Here is an 18,132-nt window from a genome sequence, read left to right on the forward strand (position 1 = left end):
GGCAAAGTGCAGGAGAGAAAATCTACCATGTACCGGGGGGGAATTTTAAGACGAATCGGCTGCGGAAGAAAAAGAATTGATGGGTCTATGCAATCCTGTTCCTTTTTTAGTTAAGTAAGGTTAAAAGAGGAACACCGAAGGATTTTTCTTTTAGTCCAGCAAAGAGATTCAAGAATTTCCATATTAAACGTAATTGGCTGTCATGATCATTAGGCTTGATAAGGACCGTGGTTAGCTTTTATGAATAACAAACAAAAAATAGATTTTTTAATGCAAAAGCTTCTGTTGGTGTTTAATCGAAGAAAATTCCAAGGTGAATGGCTCAGTGTTTGTAACAATGTGGTCATGAACAATACAAACACTTTAAGCTAGTGGGATAATCATTTAATATTTTATTTAAACCAGTCTGTCACCTGAAAAATTGTTAGTATTCAAGTGATTTTCGTTGACGAACACATGTTCTTTGTTATAAAATACAGTCATGGGTAATAATGGTTATTGTCCACAACTTCAAAACGAGGCTTGGAAGTTACTCATGCTTTCTAACAAAAATTAAAACAAAAGGAGCTATTTATGACCATGCGATTATCTCCCTATTTAATGATGAACGGAAATGCGAAGGAAGCGATTCAATTTTACGAAAAAGCACTTGATGCGAAAGTCCTTTTTAATCAAACTTTTGGAGAAATGCCTGAAAACCCGGAATTTCCTTTGCCAGAAGAAGCAAAAAAACTTGTGGCACACGCAATGTTAAGGGTTGGAGAAACGGATCTCATGTTTTCCGATACGTTTCCAGGTCAACCCAGTCACTCTGGAGATCAAGTCACGATCTGTATTTCAATAAACGAGATTGAAAAATCAAAAAGAATCTTTGAAACATTGTCTCAAGGCGGAGAAGTGAAAATGCCGCTGCAGGAAGCTTTTTTCAGCCCTGCATATGGAATTGTAACAGACAAATTCGGTGTAACCTTTCAAGTGTATACAGAGGGTAAACAATAATCTCTAGTTAACTAATAGCAGCTGCTTTGGTGACTTAGTTGCAAACCCAATTTCTCAATTATATATCACTGAGAGATTGGGCTTTTTAATAATGGCATATCCTTAACATTGTAAATCCACGTGTTGCTTGCGGTGCTCCTTATGGAATTATAGGTATGATACCTATGATACCTATCGCTTTTCCTATGCTGTCTAAGTTCATTCCGCCCCTTCAGAAACATTCAAAAATAAAACACTTTTCCTCCGTGTCAATTCACGTGCTTTCTTCACTGCCATACGGGGTCTTGCTGTCATTTTTCCTTTAACTACAATTTTACAGGCCATGTTCTGGTCCCACTTTTAAGTTTGATACCTTATCGTTATCTCTCTGTGATATTCGTCATATATTCTTCATCTGTTTGTTCTTTGTTTAGAAAATGGCTATGCTATCATTTAAAACACTGGCATATAAATTAGCCGTTATAGTTTGCAAAATATATAACCTTTTAATAGGCTAATATCAATCGTAGTAATATTACATTGAGTAATAAGGGGAAGGGGTAACAACTTGAACACAGATCAAGCTTTCGACCTGTTAAAGGATGCAGGAGTAACAGAAAGCAGCAGTATACAAACTGTTAGACGCTGGCTTCGTGAAGGTAAGATTAAATATGAGGGAGGAAACGGGATTAGAAAAACCGGATACATAATGGATGACACAGATCAAGCATTTGAAATGTTAAAAGATGCAGGAATAACAGAAAGTAATAGCATACAAACCGTTAGGCGCTGGCTGCGTGAAGGCAAGATTAAAAATGCGGGAAACGGAAAGAGGAACACTGGATACATAAGCAACGAAACGGCTTCAAAGCTGGCTAAAAATGATTTTATAGATAAAAATAAGGACGAGATCATACATCGATTAAAATTGAAAATACAAACTCAAGATAAGCATATAGAAGGAATCGAAGAACTTCATGAAACGGCAAAAAGAATATTGATCCAGCAAAGGGATATGTTCAAAAAGGAAGTGGCCATACTAAAGAATGAGAAAAGTGAATTACAAAATGAAACAAAGGATTTATTAAAAGAAAATATTGAATTACGTAATGAATTGATAAAATTAAAAGAAAACATCAGAAATGATTACAATATTGACTCCACTGCTCAATCTAATGATTATAGTGAAAAATTAGGGCTTTCTAAAATGGCGAGCAATAAAGAAGTGTTAGCAGAATATAAAGGGTTATTAAAAATAACTCATCCTGACCATAATGGCAACGCGAAGGTATTTCATTACATTAAGACGGATTATGATAACTTTAGAAAGAGCAACAAAGGTAAATGAGGTGTTTAATTACAAACAAAGTATTATCAAATAAAACTTAACGAGAAAATAGGGCAAAAGCATGTTTTGAAACGAATCGATTGTTTAGGATCAAGAGTGCTATAAAGTTTAAAGGACCATTATTATTTTGATTCCATTCGTTTGGCCATTTTTAATAAACAGATGCCAAATGAACAAATAGGTGCCTTGGTTCATTTGGCACCTAAAATGAGAACTTATAGCCCAGCTTTTACATGATCAATCTACTGACTATTTTTTTTGTCTCCTCATCCATTGTGTCGCAACCCATTTTTCACCAGTGATAACTGGCGCTCCACTGTGTAAAGTTAGTTCGTTTAGGGTTTTATCGTTATAGAAATATTCGAAATATACTGCCATTCCTTTTCGCGGAGACACTGAAAAATTCAGTTTAGGAAAAACGGTTTCCCCTCCATGCTCCACATCATTTAAATACATGATGATTGTGCTAATTCTATTATTTTTTGCTGCCTGACTTGTAGATGAAAAAAAATCAAAATGAGCTTTATACTCTTGACCAGGAGTATATTTAAGTATTTGAATACCATCTCCATGTTCAATGGGGATACTCATGATGGATGATATTCTTTTTTCAATTTTAGTTATGATGTCATATTCTTTATCTTGAAAAAACATGCTACTGCTTGTTCTTATTTCATTTACCTCGTGTGTAACTCCAATTTTGGAACGGTGCATTTTGTCTTTTGACAAGCTAATAAGTTCGTCGCATTCATCGTCACTTAAAACATTTCCTAAAACTACAATCAAAGGTTCTTCTAATCTAGTAATTACGTTAATTTCTCGATCTTCTGTTCTTATTTTATTTCCAATATGATTAAAGATGGTTTGTTCTTTAACTGTCAACCTTCATCGACTCCCAAATGAATGAATTTTCCGAACAATTAGTTTCTCTTTTTGTTGTAAGCGTTTTCTCTTCATTATACCATAAACGTTGCTATATAACTGTTTCTTATTCGGCTAACTTCCATATTGAGTGAATTAAAACGAACATTTTGTCGAGAAAATGGGAAAAGTGAGTTTTACAAAAGAAGGGCGTATTAATTTAATCCAATTAATATTTCAAAAATAACCTCGGTAGAATATATGATGAACCCATACTCAAAGCAGTTAAGTAATACATAATTAAAATGGTAAAAAATAGATTTGTTAAAGGGAAATCAATACTTTTGTTGAACATGAATATTGTGGAACATTTTTTTGATAATTATTTATTGTTATCGTTTACATTGAGGCGTTTAACATATTTTCGTGGGAGTGATTATAAGTTATTTTCACATTGATGTATTTAGTAAACCCATTAGCGAATGGAGGTTAACCTATGGTTAGCACACTGGCAATCAATAAAGATGATTCCCGTTCCTTCCTAACGGAAGAACACTTATTATTTAAACTATCAATTCGTGAATTTCTCGCCAAGGAGGCTGTCCCCTTTTATGATCAGTGGGAAAAAGAGGGGGGAATACCTCGCTCGTTTTGGAAAATGATTGGAGATAATGGATTTTTATGTCCGTGGCTTGATGTGGAATTCGGTGGGTTAGGAGCAGATTTTGGATATTCAGTTGTGCTGGCAGAAGAATTGGAAACGGTTGGATCAGCCTTAGGGGGAATATCCATTCATTCAGATGTTGTAGCCCCTTATATAGCTTCATTCGGAACAATAGATCAAAAACAAAGGTATTTATCAAAGTTCATTACAGGAGAAATGATTTCCGCCTTTGCATTCACAGAGCCCGGAATAGGTTCGGAAATAGCGAATATTCAAACCACAGCCATCAAGAAAGAGGGGTATTATATAGTCAATGGAGCTAAAACGTTTGTCACAAATGGCTTTAAAGCTGACATCATGATAGTAGCATGTAAAACTGATCTTCATGCTGGCACTTCCGAGGACGGAATCAGTTTACTGCTCATTGATAAAGATACACCAGGGTTTTCACGTGGAAGAAAGCTGGGTAATGCAGGACTGGGAAATTCAGACACAGCTGAGCTATTTTTCGATGATGCTTTAGTACCTATCGGCAACCTTCTTGGTGAGGAGGGGAAGGGTCTTTCATATATCATTCAAAAACTGCAACAAGAAAAACTAATGTGTGCGATTGGGTCTTTAATCGCAGCGAAAGACATGCTTCACTTAACGATGAATTTTATAAAAGGACAAAAAGCATTTGACAAGAAAATAAGTAAATTTAAAACTGCGCAGTTTACCATTGCTGAAATAGCGACCGATATTCAACTGGGAAGGACGTTTGTTGATGGGTTGATCTGTAAACATATGACTGGGGAGAATATCATAACTGAAGTATCGATGGCTAAATATTGGATAACAGAGATGTCTAAGCGAATATCTGAAAAGTGCATGCAGTTCCACGATGGATACGGATATATGGAAGATAAAAAGATTACCCGGCGTCACCGGGACATTCCTTTGTCAAGATTCTTTACAGGGACAGATGAAACGGTAAAAATTCTGATTGCTAAAAATATCGGTTTTTAATTCATTAATAATACTTTAAATCAATCAACTACCTCATTTTAATTGAGGTAGTTTTTTTTATACCATTTTTTCAATATAATTACATATGACTAGTTTTTTAAATAAAAAGGTTTTAACAGCTTATCCATTGGGTACAAGAGACTGTGCGTGTGAAAAAATTAATATATTTGTAAAATTTGTAATTGTATCGAATGATGGAGGTGCTTGTTATGTTAAAAATCGAAAATGTATCGAAAATCTATAAGGGAGGAAAGAAAGCTGTAAAGAATATATCTTTGGATATTAAAAAAGGGGAGTTCATTTGCTTCATTGGTCCAAGTGGATGTGGTAAAACAACGACAATGAAGATGATTAACCGCCTTATCGAACCATCTGAAGGCAAGATACTTATTAATGGTGAAAATATCATGGATAAAGATCCAGTCGAATTAAGAAGACAGATTGGGTACGTTATCCAGCAAATCGGGCTTTTCCCTCACATGACGATTCTTGAAAATATCACCCTCGTCCCAAAACTTCTTAAATGGGATGAACAGAAGAAAAAGGAACGCGCACTGGAATTGCTTAAGCTTGTCGATATGGGACCCGAATACCTGGAAAGGTATCCTTACGAATTGAGCGGCGGGCAGCAACAAAGGATAGGCGTTCTCAGAGCACTTGCTTCCAATCCTCCACTCATTTTGATGGATGAACCTTTTGGTGCATTAGATCCAATCACGCGCGATGCCCTTCAGGAGGAATTTAAAAATTTGCAGCGCACACTTGATAAAACAATCGTTTTTGTTACCCATGATATGGATGAAGCCATTAAGCTAGCGGACCGGATCGTCATCTTAAAGGCTGGTGAAATCGTCCAAGTGGGAACACCGGATGAAATTCTCAGAAACCCAGCCAATGAGTTCGTGGAAGAATTCATCGGCAAAGATCGATTGCTCCAAACAGGACCAAATGTTGAGTTGGTCGAACAAATCATGAGTCGAAATCCAATATCCATTACAGAAGAAAAATCCCTTACCGATGCTATTACGATAATGCGGGAGAAAAGGGTAGATTCTTTACTTGTAGTTGATGAGCAAAATGTTTTAAAAGGATTCGTAGATGTTGAAACGATCAGTGAGTATCGAAAAAAAGCTAAATATATCAGTGAAGTCATCAATACTGAAGTCTATTCAGTCAAACAGGATACTTTAATCCGTGACTCTGTTCAGAAGATTTTAAAGCGAGGGTTCAAATATGTGCCGGTGGTTGACCAGAATAAACATTTGGTCGGAATTGTCACTAGGGCAACATTGGTCGACATCGTATATGACAGCATCTGGGGAGAGGAAGAAAATCAATTGGCAGAAATGGTAGAAATGTTTTAGGAGGTGAATCAGATGGAAGCTTTGCTCAATTTTTTACAAACGAACTGGCAAGAATTGATTTATAAGGCATGGGAGCACTTATATATATCCATGATCGCTGTTTTTCTCGGAATAATAGTTGCCGTGCCACTAGGAATTATGTTGACCCGGATGAAAAGGAGCGCTTCAATAATAATCGGAATGGCAAACATCATGCAAACACTGCCGAGCCTTGCAGTCCTGGCCTTTTTCATTCCTTTCCTCGGCGTTGGGAAAACACCTGCAATTATTGCGTTATTTTTCTACTCTGTTTTACCCATACTCAGAAATACATACACAGGTATTAAAGGCGTAAATGGAAATCTGCTGGAATCCGGCCGGGGCATAGGGATGACAAGCTGGGAGAGGATTCGTCTGGTAGAATTCCCGCTGGCACTTTCCGTCATCATGGCTGGTATCCGTACGGCTTCCGTCTATTTGATCGGGTGGGCCACTTTGGCTTCCTTTATTGGAGGCGGAGGACTTGGAGATTACATTTTTATCGGTTTGAATTTATACCAAACAGAATATATCATCGCAGGTGCCGTTCCAGTAATCATCATGGCTATCCTTGTGGATTATGTATTCTCGATCATTGAACGAAAAGTCGTTCCAAAAGGATTGAAAGGTATGAAGGAAGTTGCTTGAGGAGGATTACCATGTATAAAAAAATAAGACGTACAATTATAATGGCCCTTTTAGTTTGCTCATTAATGATCAACGGCTGTTCTTTGCCTGGTTTAGGGTCATCTTCTGAATCTACTGTAAAGATCGGTGCCCAAAGCATGACCGAATCCGAAATCCTTGCGAACATGATTGCTCAACTCCTTGAAAGGAATACGGAACTTGATACGAAAATCATCAAAAATCTAGGTTCCAATTTCGTTCAGCAAAAAGCGATGGAGACCGGTGATATAGACATAGCCGCAACTCGATATACAGGTACGGATTTAACGAGTGTCCTAGGACAGGAAATCGAAAAGGATCCAGTAAAGGCGATGGAAATTGTTCAAAGGGAATTCAAAAAACAATATGGGTTCAAATTTTTTGATTCCTATGGGTTCGATAATACGTATGCCTTTACGATTTCAAATGAATTGGCAAAGGAAAAAGGGTATCAGAAAATATCTGATTTGGAAAAGGACGCAGATAATTTAAGGCTAGGTGTAGATAGTGCTTGGCTGAAAAGAAAAGGGGATGGTTATAGAGGGTTCGTCGATACATATGGATTGGAATTTGGAGAAACTTATCCGATGCAGATTGGCCTGGTATATGATGCAGTCAAAAATGGACAGATGGATATAGTACTTGCATACTCATCAGATGGACGGATTAAGGTTAATGATTTGAAGCTTTTAGAAGACGATAAACAATATTTCCCACCATATGACTGTTCACCGGTCGTTACCGAAGAATTATTGGAACGATATCCTGAGATTGAAGATGAACTTAATAAGTTAATTGGCGAAATCACTACTGAAACCATGCAGGAACTGAACTATGAAGTTGATGGGAACTTGAAGGAGCCATCGGTCGTAGCTTCAGAATTCCTTAAAGCACATAAATATTTTGAATAAAAGGGAGGCGAAAACTAATGGAAACCTTGCAACAGCTGGGAACTTATTATTCACAGAATTGGATGTATGTACTTACTGAATTTTATCGCCATTTTTTAATGTCAGCTTATGGGGTTTTATTTGCAGCCATTGTAGCCATCCCGATAGGCATTTTCATCGCAAAACATAAGAAATTGAGCAATTGGGTATTTTCGATAACGAATGTCATACAAACCACACCAGCATTGGCTATGCTCGCACTATTGATGCTAGTAATGGGGTTAGGAACAAATACAGTGATCTTATCATTGTTTTTATATTCCTTACTGCCGATCCTGAGGAATACGTATGTCGGTATTACAAGTATAGATCATGCTTATTTAGAATCTGGAAAGGCAATGGGGATGACGAAGCTGCAATTACTTAGAATGGTCGAACTGCCATTATCTCTGTCTGTCATCATGGCTGGCTTACGTACAGCGCTTGTCGTTGCAATTGGAGTAACAGCTGTCGGTACATTCGTAGGGGCAGGCGGACTGGGGGATATCATTGTCAGGGGAACGAATGCTTCAAATGGAACGGCAATCATACTTGCAGGAGCAATCCCGACGGCATTGATGGCCATTCTCTCAGATCTTATACTCGGATGGCTGGAAAAAATTCTTTCACCGGTAAAAAAGAAAAAAATTCATACTGCATAGAAGATAATAAAAAAGCCGTTGCATGTTAATGCAATGGCTTTTTCTTTACTTACCGATAAGAAGGCAGAAGCTTAGGCTCGCAGACTTAGTTTTTTATTTCAGAAAAAGGGTAACTATAAGGATAGTCCTAAAAAAATATAAGGGGAATCAAGCATGAAACTTACACCAGAGCAGCGTATTGAACTTCATGGCTTTAATAATCTTACGAAATCTTTAAGCTTTAATATGTATGATATATGTTACACAAAAACCCGGGAAGAGAGGGAGGCCTACCTGGATTATATCGATGAGCAATATAATGCAGAGCGGCTTTCGAAGATCTTGCACAACGTTTCTGATTTAATAGGGGCACATGTTTTAAATACGGCCAAACAGGATTATGTCCCTCAAGGCGCTAGTGTAACCATTCTTGTTTCAGAAGGTCCTGTCGTCGAAGTACCTATGGGAACTTATGAGGAATCACCAGGGCCTTTACCAGATAATGTGGTCATGCAACTGGATAAAAGCCATATTACCGTACATACATACCCTGAATATCATCCAAAGGAAGGCATTAGCACATTCAGGGCCGATATCGATGTCTCTACTTGTGGAGAAATATCACCTCTTAAAGCCCTTAATTATCTCATTCATTCCTTCGATACCGACATTATCACGATCGATTACCGAGTGAGAGGCTTTACGAGAGATAAAGATGGGCGAAAATTGTTCATTGACCATGATATTAATTCCATTCAAAACTATATTCCTGATGAAGTAAAGGGTTTATATGACATGATTGATGTGAATGTATACCAGGAAAATATATTCCATACAAAATGTAAGCTGAGAAGGTTCGATATTAATAATTACTTATTCGGTTATACAGAGGAAAAGCTGAATAAAGAGGAAAGGCAAGAAATTATAGAAAGGCTTCAAACGGAGATGGATGAAATTTTTTATGGTGCCAATGTTCCGCATCCAATAGAAAACAACAAGCATGCCGATTAAGGGATGCTTGTTGTTTTTGAAAAGTTAATTTAAATGGAATGCCTGCACCAATACATACCCGAGGCATGTCAATAAGATAGAGCCGATCAGTCCGGCTAAAAAAGGTTTGCCGCCATATTTTCTAAAAGTTATAAGGTCAATATTCAATCCTAGTCCTGCCATGGCCATAGCCATGAGGATGTAGGAAAGCATAACAAGTTTATCTGCTAAAGGTTCAGGAACTGCACCAGTAGAGTAAATGGCACTCATTAATAAAAATCCAAAAATGAACCAAGGTACCTGAATGGACTTCCAGGAAAATTTCTTGGCGGTAACTGTTGATCGGTCTTTCCAATTCATGATGAACCCAATTAAAATGGCAACGGGAATGAGCAGGGCCACCCTTGTCAATTTGACCACCACTGCCAAGTCGACTGCCTCATTTCCCCCTGGTGCTGCTGCAGCGATGACATGAGCAATTTCATGGAGTGTCGCACCCGAAAAAATACCATATCCTTGATCGGATAACTCCAATAATGGATAAAGGATCGTATATCCGAAAGTGAAGGTTGTGCCTAAAACAGCAACCGTCGCTACAGCTATTGCTGTATCTTTTTCCTTTGCTTTTATTTGGGAGGAAATTGCCAGGATGGCAGCAGCTCCGCAAATACCCGTTCCGCAAGCTGTCAATATACCTAGCTTTTTCTCGACTTTAAATATACGGGTCATTCCATAAACTACTAATATAGCAAATGCAAGACTAATGGCACCAACAGCAAATGTTTTCGGACCGGCATTAAAAATATCCATTAGGTTCAAGCGCATGCCCAATAAGATAATGCCTACTCTCAAAAAGACTTTACTTGAATAATTTGTCCCTGCAACGGCGTAGGCTGGGACGCCAATAAGCGATTTCCAAACAACACCAATCAGTATCGCAATGACTAACTGTCCCATTATATGAAGGAATGGAAACAGTGCTAAATATTTTGCTGCAATGGCAATCAGCAAAGTCAATGCTATTCCTTTTGTAAATCCAAGTTTTTTAGTTTCAACGTTTGTTTGTTCCAGTGTGATCACTCCATCTATGTTGATGCCTTAACTTTAAAACTTAATTAGAAATAAGTGAAATATATTTTTGCTATATCAATGATAACTTCTACTTATGATAAAATGAAATGCATAGGTAAATAGGGAGGTAACCATGGATCCATTAAAAGTATTCGTAACCGTAATCGAACAGAAAAACTTTTCAAGAGCAGGGGACATTCTGAACCTGTCGCAGCCAGGGGTCAGTCTTCACATAAGGAATCTGGAAAATGAGTTAGGAACGAAATTAATTTATCGTTCTCCCAAACAAGTTCAAATAACAGAGCCGGGAAAAATATTGTATAGACATGCAAAGCAAATGATTAATCATTATGAGACAGCAAAAAGAGAAATAAATGAATTTAATAACGTGGTTAGCGGAACGATGAAAATAGGTGCAAGCTTCACGATAGGGGAGTATTATCTTCCAAAAGTATTAGCAGAATTTGCGGCTCAATATCCGAAGGTGGATATACAAATCATCATCTCGAATTCAAATGATGTCATTAAAGGAATACGTTCGAATAGGCTTGATATCGGTTTGATTGAAGGTGAAACGGAATATAAAGATATAGATGTCAGACCATTCATGAATGACGAGATGATCGTTGTCGTCCCCCCGGATCATCCACTTTCACAGATGGATCTCATCGAACGTACCTTGCTCCAAAACCAAACATGGGTACTAAGGGAGCAAGGATCGGGAACCCGTACATATTCTGATAAACTTCTCAGCAGTCTAGAGTTAAACATAAAGAAAACCTTTATTTTCACCAGTATCCAAGGAGTGAAAGAAGCGGTGATGGCGGGGCTTGGCATTGCCCTTTTATCCCGATTGACTGTACAAAAAGAATTGAAGTCCAATGAATTGAAAACCTTTCATTTGAAAAATGAGCCCATTATAAGACCTTTTTCGATCGTGAAAAAGTTGGACTTCGAAGCATCAAAAGCCATGGAGTTGTTTTTAAGGAAGGTCGAAGAATTTGCGATAAAGGGCCGTCCTAAATAAAACCCTAAACATTTGCTCATCCTTTCATTTTCAATGAAGAGGTTGGGCATTTTTAACGACCAAATATTATTAAATTTAATGAAAACGTCGAAAGTAATTTGGAATATGTCAATGATTAAACGAATTTTACGTATTTTAACATAATAGCAAACATATAAATTTAATAGGCAGTCTCTAGGAAGTTCTAAATCCCTGAAGACTTTTCCTGATATTAATAATCTTAAAAGGAGCAACCACATTGGCTATAGAGGAGCAGAAAGATAAACGGATTTCTGTTTTCGACAGGATTATTGGATTCATGCCAAAATTTTATGTGATTGGAACAATTTTAATTTTTGTTTATACGCTGGTTGCGATGGCTCATTTAGGTATCCAAACATTGAAAAACCCAGAGGAAACCGTTGTACCTGCCCCCCCAATTTCTCAGGGCTTTGAACATACATTGATATCGTTAATCATCGAACCGATCGTAACGTCTGAATTTTATCAAATAATCTTTAATACGTTATTTCTTTACCTAGTTTGGATATTGCTTTTCCTATTAGCACCGATCGCTTTTTACCGTTTAAAACACTTTAAATTTTTTAATATCGAAATTGAAATTGAAAAACAAGATGCAGCCGTTTATGAAGTATTCAGCATGAGCAGTTCAAAAATGAAATTTGCTGCGTATTTAACATCCGAGGAATTTCAATTGGAGATATCAGAGGAAATTGCCAACAGCAAGGACTTTAAAACACCATTAATCTATACATTGGACTGTGCCGTGGATTTTTATTCCGATCAATTAGGACTTTCCTTTACCTATGATATCTATACCCTGAACCAGTTCAAAAAAGCAAAGCTGCCTAAATCCATTAAAGCGATGCTTGATAAGTCCATTCAAACCGGCGATCCGTGCATTACGAATAAAAGTAACAGCGACAGTGAATATTACAAGAATTTCCTGCTCTTTTATTTCGAAAACATGGACGGGAAATTCGTCACTGTCTTAAATAGTTATCAAACTGAATTCGATACATTCGATAAATCCCTGCTTAAAATCCTGCAAAACGTCATATACGATTACTATTTACAATATAACTATATTTACGATGCCAGCGAGAAGCTGGAAAAGAATGAAACCATTTCCCATAATAATTAAAAAAACCACCCTACAAGTGGTTATTTTTTTTGGAAAGGTGATTATTAATTATATTTTGGACAATTTCATTGTTCCCAATGAGCTCAGACGATTTATTTACATGCTGTTCCCTAAAATCCATGTTCTTTATTTTCTTAGACTTTTTCCCTTTTTTAAAATTATTGAAGGCATTTAAAAAAGCTATCTGAATCACTCCCCTTATAGATTAGTATATTCATATGATGGATAAAATTTCATGAAAAACCTCAATTTATAGAAAAATATTTTGCGGTTTTAAGTGATGAAAATTACCTAAACAAAACAATTAAAGACTTTCTAGAAGAATTGATTTTAATTTGGAACGAGGGATTTATTAGTTCAAATCATTGAAGACTACGGCTTTTTTATAAAAAATAAAGAAATTCCCCCAAAAATATTGTATAGTTATAATACAGGTATTCGAACAAACATTCGTTTCTTGGAAACAGAAATTACTTCTTAGAAGGACAGGAGAGAGACAGTGAACGGTACAGCACACATGGCTATAGGGGCCACAGTTGGATTCTTGACGGCAAACACACTTCAAACAGATCCGACTACCACTTTATTCTTGGTTGGCATCGGGGGCGTTTCAGGCCTTATGCCCGATATGGATATTGATGGAAAGTTAAGCAATAGAATTACCTTTTCACATAAGTTTATCCGAACGATTGCACAAACGATTGGGATATTAATGATCATTTATAGTCTTTTGGAAGGCTCTGATACGGAGAAGTGGATCGGTGTAGGTGCAGGAATCGGAATCATCATTATTTCATCATTCATTAGGCAAAGGCATATGCTGACCCTGACTGGATTAGCGATTTTAGGCGGCGGTTTATCATTGCAGGAAAGCTGGTTGTGGCTGTTAGGCGTCTATATTATCCTAGCATCCTTTACACCACATAGAAGTTATACCCATTCAATTGCCGGTATCGCTTTCTTTGGTATCATCGCCTTTCAATTCGAAGCCTTTATGGGGATTGATGGAATTTTCGCAACTTGTTCATTAGGATACATAAGTCATTTAATTGCAGATTTGAAATGTTTACCTTTTAATAGACGTGGGGTAAAATTATTTCTTCCATTTTACTCAAAAGAATTTTAACAGTGTTTTTTATCGCTTCCTGCAGTTAGTTTGAATCCAGAAATCCGCTCCCTTTCCGCCAGCAAGCCGCCGTGGGGTCTCGGCTAGCCAGTTTTTCGGCAGGAATGTCGTAAATTTCTTCATTTTAGAGCGGGATCCATTCTTTTAATCAATTTAAAAACATAAATGATAGTAAAATTCTCTTTATATCATGGTTTACTGGACAGTGGTTATCTAACTACTGTTTTTTCTATGGCGTAAAGTAAGTTTTATGCTAAATAGAAACATCATTCGACATATTTTTATGTTTTATATGGTCATTCTTCCTAAATCTACTAAATGTAACATATTTGTAAAGATCCTGTGATGCGAGTGATATACATTTTCTAGTATATTTGGTTTAGCAAATCACATCAGGGGGTAAAATAATTTGTTTAAGAAAATTGTCGTCGGATTGTCATTGGCTATAACGCTAGTAACAGCATCCTTTGCTGGGGATCAAGTGGAAGCTGCTTCATATCATACAAAAGCGATTAAAGTGGCTAAAAGTGAATTAGGTACAAAGTATAAAATGGGTGGCATTTCCTCTTCAGGTTTTGATTGCTCCGGTTTAGTGAAGTATTCATATCAAAAGGCTGGTAAGAATTTACCAAGAACAGCTGCTGACATATATAAAAAAGGTAAGAACGTTAAAAGCCTGCAAAAAGGTGACTTAATGTTTTTTGCACCAAATAAAGCAAAAAAACCTACACATGTGGCTATATACATAGGAAACAATGAATTCATACACTCATCATCATCTAAAGGAGTGTCATACGCTAAAACCAATAATAGTTATTGGAAGCCAAAGTATATTGGTGCGAAACGTATATAATAGAAGGAAATCAACCTTAACATAAAGAACTAAGAGACTTAAAGATGACTCTGACTGCAGGCAAACTCGAAATAATGGAGTTTGCCTGCAGTTTTTTCTTTATAAACGTTCCAATTGCTTTAAGAAAATTGCTCCCTTTCCGCCGACTGTCTGCCAAGCCTCATCAAAGCAAGCGTCGTGGAATCTTGGCTAGCCAGTTGTTCGGCAGGAGTGTCGTAAAAATTTCTTCAATCAAATAGATCAGGATGAGACGAATCCAATCCCTTGTTTTCTACAAAAAGAGACTTTAATGAATTCTTTTTTTGTTTTGGCTCTGTAAAATGATGTTAGTTGTATAAGGGATTGGTTTATTATTGGATTATATTTAGGTTATTGTCTTTAACACTCAATGTTAGGGTGGATAATTTAATCGTTCGAAATTTACATTCATCTTTTAGGAGGACATACCTTTGTTTAATTTTAAAAAAGTCACTATAGGACTCCTTGTTATAGGAATCCTTGCTGCTTGTGACAATGAACTATTCTTTAAAAATGAATTAGTAGATACTCCTCAACAAAATGAGGGTCAAGATTCCACTCAACAGAACACAGAGCCTTCTTACGATGCACCAAGGTATCATATGACGGGCGGTTGGATAAATGGTAAATATTACATAATGATTAATGGTAGCAGCGACATCAAAGGAGCTGCTAAGTATATACTGCAAAAAATTCCGAAAAAGGGAAAAGAGAAGGTCGTAAAGCATTTACAGTTAACCGAATCAACCGGAAATAAGCTTACTGCTATAATTTATAGTGAAGATTCAAATAAAACTTCATTTCTAACGTTAGAAATGAACAAAGAAAAAACTGAAATTACTATAACAATGCCGAATGAAAAACCCGTCACTTACAAAAAAACAGATATCATGCCATTCGAATTTAATCCTGAATATATGGGAGAATAAAACCAAAAAAAAGGCACCTCATCAACCATAGTGGTAAGCTTTGTTATTGATCTAACGGGTGCGTTAGCTGAAGATCGAAGCTGTCTTTAAAGCAGCTTTTCCTTAATGAACTAAAGTGGCAGGTTAGTGCAATAAGATAAACTTATGAATCTGTATAAATAACCCGCGATTTTATTTATGTATCATATTTGATATGTTAAAGAAAAAAAAGGGGATTTGAAATGAGAATTTTTGATGCACATTTTCATATTATTGATTTTGATTTTCCTATCAACGAAAACCAAGGATATTTGCCACCTAGCTATGTTGTAGAAGATTATCAAAATGAAACTGCTGATTTGAATGTGTTAGGTGGAGCGATTGTATCTGGGTCTTTCCAAGGCTTTGACCAAGAATATTTATTGAAAGCCCTTAAACAAATGGGACCAACTTTTTGTGGAGTTACGCAATTACCTTTTACGGTGAGGGACGAAGAGATTATAAGTTTAAATAAAAATGGGGTAAAAGCATTACGTTTTAATATAAAACGAGGCGGTTCAGAAGATTTATCGAAGCTCGATTACTTCGCTAGGAGAGTTTATGACTTAGTAGGTTGGCATAGCGAGCTTTATATTGATTCAAAAGCGTTATCCGAAATTGAATCAACTATTGAAAAATTACCTGCGATATCAATTGACCATTTAGGATTATCTGAAGAAGGATTACCTCATTTATTAAAGCTGGTGGATAAAGGCATTCGAGTTAAAGCTACTGGTTTTGGTCGTGTAGAATTGAATATTGAGAATGCCTTAAACTCAATTTATGATATTAACCCAGACGCTCTTATGTTCGGAACAGATTTGCCTTCTACAAGGGCGAAAAGACACTTTGAGTATGCAGACATTGAATGGATTCAGCGTCTATTTGATGAAAAAGCCACCGGAAAAATATTGTACACGAATGCATTAAAATGGTATTTTAAGTAATTCAGCAATAAGATGTAGAATGAAAATTTAAAGTTTGAAAGTGAGTACACTTAACCTAACGGGTGCGTTAGCTAAAGATCAGAGCTGTCTTTAAGGCAGCTTTTTCTTATGCAACTATCGGAACAGATAGTTGAGGGGAAAGCACCCAAAATCAAATTGTATAAACTAGACAAAAGGGGTGATTTGGTTGAAAAGTGTCCCGAAGATAAGGGAAATATTGCTTGAAGAAGAAATAGATGAACAGGAGTTTGTTGGTATAATCAATGGCATTTATAAGCAAGACTGTTATATCTATGCCGTTATTCCTGAATGGGAAGAAGAACTACTTAACGAACTTTCAAATGATTTTATTATAATTAATAAATTTCTGATCCCTCTGACCCGCATTTTTCCAAGAACATTAGGGTTTTTAGGATATGTAAAGGATAGAAAGAAACAAAATATATATAAATTTTACTTACGGTCTACAACAATGGATTTGTTAGTGTTTTCAGAGACTGATATATCTCAACATTTAGATATACTAAACAAGAAAAAGTTTGATATGTACAACATATTTGAATCAAATAAAATCCCTCACATAACTATTGGTCCTGATGGTCAATGGCTAAATATAGTTGAATATTGAATCATTCCTTAATAACGGGTGCGTTAGCTGAAGATCAGAGCAGTCTTTAAGGCAGCTCTTTTCTTATGGCACTAAAGGGGCAGTTTAGTTCATTAAGATAATATAATAAAATTACAGGGATTAAATGTAAGTACCTTGTTCAACTAACAGCTTCAAGAGTTGAAGAATATACGATTTAATTGAACTTTATCACTTTAGGAATTAAAGTTGAGGAGCCCTAGAACGAATGGGATTATATCCCAAACGAACTGAAAAATATAAAAGGAAACAGCCTCCAGGCATTTTGTTTTTTATTGGAAGTTTTTATCTATGGCTCTTTTCGTAAAGATTGTTGTTTTTAAAACAAAACGATTTAAGATTGATTGGAGCGGAAGTGCGAGACTCCTGCGGGATCAGCGGGACAGGTGAGACCCCACAGGCTTTACGCCGAGGAGGCTCACCGCCCACCCCGCGGAAAGCGAGCATCTGGAGGGGAAATCAACCACACCGCACTACGTGGTAAATAGCAGTAAATAGCAACAAAGTATGCGAAAACAACCTTATCTATTAACTGAATTACTACCTATTCAATATAGGAACATATGGACAGCATTGGGGGTATCCCTGGGTATATCTCTTATTATTATTATTACTCTTTTTATGGTTATTGATAGAATAAAGGGCTGGTATTATACAAAGTGGATTGTGTTTATTCTTATTTTTTTATTGGGTGTAGGTTTATATATTTTCAATGACATAAATGGGAATTGAAATGCCACTATTCTAATGTAACGATAAGATGCACTAAAGAAGACCACCTTATAAGTGGTCTCTTTCATTTGTTCAAGTATCAACATTAATCTTTAATAAAGCCTTTGTTTTAAAAAATAAGAGTGGATGAGGCTTATGGACAAGAGTATTGTCG

The 18,132-nt window shown here is 36.5% G+C and carries 18 protein-coding genes; 15 read left to right on the forward strand and 3 right to left on the reverse strand.

The genetic code is table 11. The features are described from left to right. Nucleotides 1-573: 573 nt before the first annotated feature. Nucleotides 574-999: a VOC family protein gene (locus tag ACFVS1_RS08590; RefSeq protein ID WP_352923276.1), complete on the forward strand. Its 426-nt coding sequence runs from the start codon at nucleotides 574-576 to the stop codon at nucleotides 997-999. A gap of 198 nt (nucleotides 1,000-1,197) precedes the next feature. On the opposite strand, the gene ACFVS1_RS08595 is transcribed toward ACFVS1_RS08590, so the two are convergent. Next, nucleotides 1,198-1,323, reverse strand: coding sequence for a hypothetical protein (locus tag ACFVS1_RS08595; protein WP_352923278.1), 126 nt, complete (start codon nucleotides 1,321-1,323; stop codon nucleotides 1,198-1,200). Between the two features lie 223 nt (nucleotides 1,324-1,546). Here ACFVS1_RS08595 and ACFVS1_RS08600 point away from each other — a divergent pair, with 223 nt between their 5' ends. Continuing rightward, a complete protein-coding gene (locus ACFVS1_RS08600) occupies nucleotides 1,547-2,326 on the forward strand; it encodes a hypothetical protein (RefSeq protein ID WP_352923281.1) in 780 nt (259 codons plus the stop codon). Between the two features lie 249 nt (nucleotides 2,327-2,575). Here the strand turns inward: ACFVS1_RS08600 and ACFVS1_RS08605 are convergent, their stop codons facing one another. Continuing rightward, complete coding sequence (locus ACFVS1_RS08605) at nucleotides 2,576-3,208, reverse strand: 2OG-Fe(II) oxygenase (protein WP_387546393.1); 633 nt, start codon at nucleotides 3,206-3,208, stop codon at nucleotides 2,576-2,578. Nucleotides 3,209-3,683: 475 nt separating this feature from the next. Here ACFVS1_RS08605 and ACFVS1_RS08610 point away from each other — a divergent pair, with 475 nt between their 5' ends. The 6 genes from ACFVS1_RS08610 (at nucleotide 3,684) to speD (ending at nucleotide 9,488) form a co-directional block, all read left to right on the forward strand. Beyond that, the gene (locus ACFVS1_RS08610) at nucleotides 3,684-4,859 is read left to right on the forward strand and encodes an acyl-CoA dehydrogenase family protein (RefSeq protein ID WP_387546395.1); all 1,176 of its coding nucleotides are present in this window, start codon (nucleotides 3,684-3,686) and stop codon (nucleotides 4,857-4,859) included. A gap of 209 nt (nucleotides 4,860-5,068) precedes the next feature. Next, complete coding sequence (locus ACFVS1_RS08615; RefSeq protein WP_387546397.1) at nucleotides 5,069-6,223, forward strand: betaine/proline/choline family ABC transporter ATP-binding protein; 1,155 nt, start codon at nucleotides 5,069-5,071, stop codon at nucleotides 6,221-6,223. Between the two features lie 12 nt (nucleotides 6,224-6,235). Continuing rightward, a complete protein-coding gene (locus tag ACFVS1_RS08620) occupies nucleotides 6,236-6,889 on the forward strand; it encodes an ABC transporter permease (protein ID WP_387546399.1) in 654 nt (217 codons plus the stop codon). Nucleotides 6,890-6,900: 11 nt separating this feature from the next. Then, entirely contained in the window at nucleotides 6,901-7,818 is a 918-nt protein-coding gene (locus ACFVS1_RS08625; RefSeq protein WP_387546401.1) for an osmoprotectant ABC transporter substrate-binding protein, read from the forward strand. 17 nt (nucleotides 7,819-7,835) lie between these two features. Then, entirely contained in the window at nucleotides 7,836-8,498 is a 663-nt protein-coding gene (locus tag ACFVS1_RS08630; RefSeq protein WP_352923298.1) for an ABC transporter permease, read from the forward strand. 153 nt (nucleotides 8,499-8,651) lie between these two features. After that, nucleotides 8,652-9,488, forward strand: a complete 837-nt coding sequence (gene speD, locus ACFVS1_RS08635) for an adenosylmethionine decarboxylase (RefSeq protein ID WP_352923301.1) — start codon at nucleotides 8,652-8,654, stop codon at nucleotides 9,486-9,488. Nucleotides 9,489-9,512: 24 nt separating this feature from the next. Here the strand turns inward: speD and ACFVS1_RS08640 are convergent, their stop codons facing one another. Further along, nucleotides 9,513-10,538: a YeiH family protein gene (locus ACFVS1_RS08640; RefSeq protein WP_387549256.1), complete on the reverse strand. Its 1,026-nt coding sequence runs from the start codon at nucleotides 10,536-10,538 to the stop codon at nucleotides 9,513-9,515. 133 nt (nucleotides 10,539-10,671) lie between these two features. Here ACFVS1_RS08640 and ACFVS1_RS08645 point away from each other — a divergent pair, with 133 nt between their 5' ends. The 7 genes from ACFVS1_RS08645 (at nucleotide 10,672) to ACFVS1_RS08675 (ending at nucleotide 17,228) form a co-directional block, all read left to right on the forward strand. Then, on the forward strand, nucleotides 10,672-11,565 hold the full coding sequence (locus ACFVS1_RS08645) for a selenium metabolism-associated LysR family transcriptional regulator (RefSeq protein ID WP_387546405.1): 894 nt from the start codon (nucleotides 10,672-10,674) through the stop codon (nucleotides 11,563-11,565). Between the two features lie 238 nt (nucleotides 11,566-11,803). Beyond that, complete coding sequence (locus ACFVS1_RS08650) at nucleotides 11,804-12,709, forward strand: hypothetical protein (RefSeq protein WP_352923307.1); 906 nt, start codon at nucleotides 11,804-11,806, stop codon at nucleotides 12,707-12,709. 499 nt (nucleotides 12,710-13,208) lie between these two features. Further along, nucleotides 13,209-13,835, forward strand: coding sequence for a metal-dependent hydrolase (locus tag ACFVS1_RS08655; protein ID WP_352923310.1), 627 nt, complete (start codon nucleotides 13,209-13,211; stop codon nucleotides 13,833-13,835). 409 nt (nucleotides 13,836-14,244) lie between these two features. Then, nucleotides 14,245-14,688: a C40 family peptidase gene (locus tag ACFVS1_RS08660; RefSeq protein ID WP_352923316.1), complete on the forward strand. Its 444-nt coding sequence runs from the start codon at nucleotides 14,245-14,247 to the stop codon at nucleotides 14,686-14,688. Nucleotides 14,689-15,137: 449 nt separating this feature from the next. Continuing rightward, nucleotides 15,138-15,635 (forward strand): hypothetical protein, encoded by a 498-nt coding sequence (locus ACFVS1_RS08665; protein ID WP_387546408.1) that lies wholly within the window; start codon nucleotides 15,138-15,140, stop codon nucleotides 15,633-15,635. Nucleotides 15,636-15,856: 221 nt separating this feature from the next. After that, nucleotides 15,857-16,600, forward strand: a complete 744-nt coding sequence (locus ACFVS1_RS08670; protein ID WP_387546411.1) for an amidohydrolase family protein — start codon at nucleotides 15,857-15,859, stop codon at nucleotides 16,598-16,600. A gap of 187 nt (nucleotides 16,601-16,787) precedes the next feature. Then, a complete protein-coding gene (locus ACFVS1_RS08675) occupies nucleotides 16,788-17,228 on the forward strand; it encodes a hypothetical protein (protein WP_387546414.1) in 441 nt (146 codons plus the stop codon). Nucleotides 17,229-18,132 lie beyond the last annotated feature (904 nt).

Origin of the sequence: Peribacillus sp. NPDC058075 (genome assembly GCF_042885195.1) — a bacterium.
In the GTDB taxonomy this organism is placed as follows: Bacteria; Bacillota; Bacilli; order Bacillales; family DSM-1321; genus Peribacillus.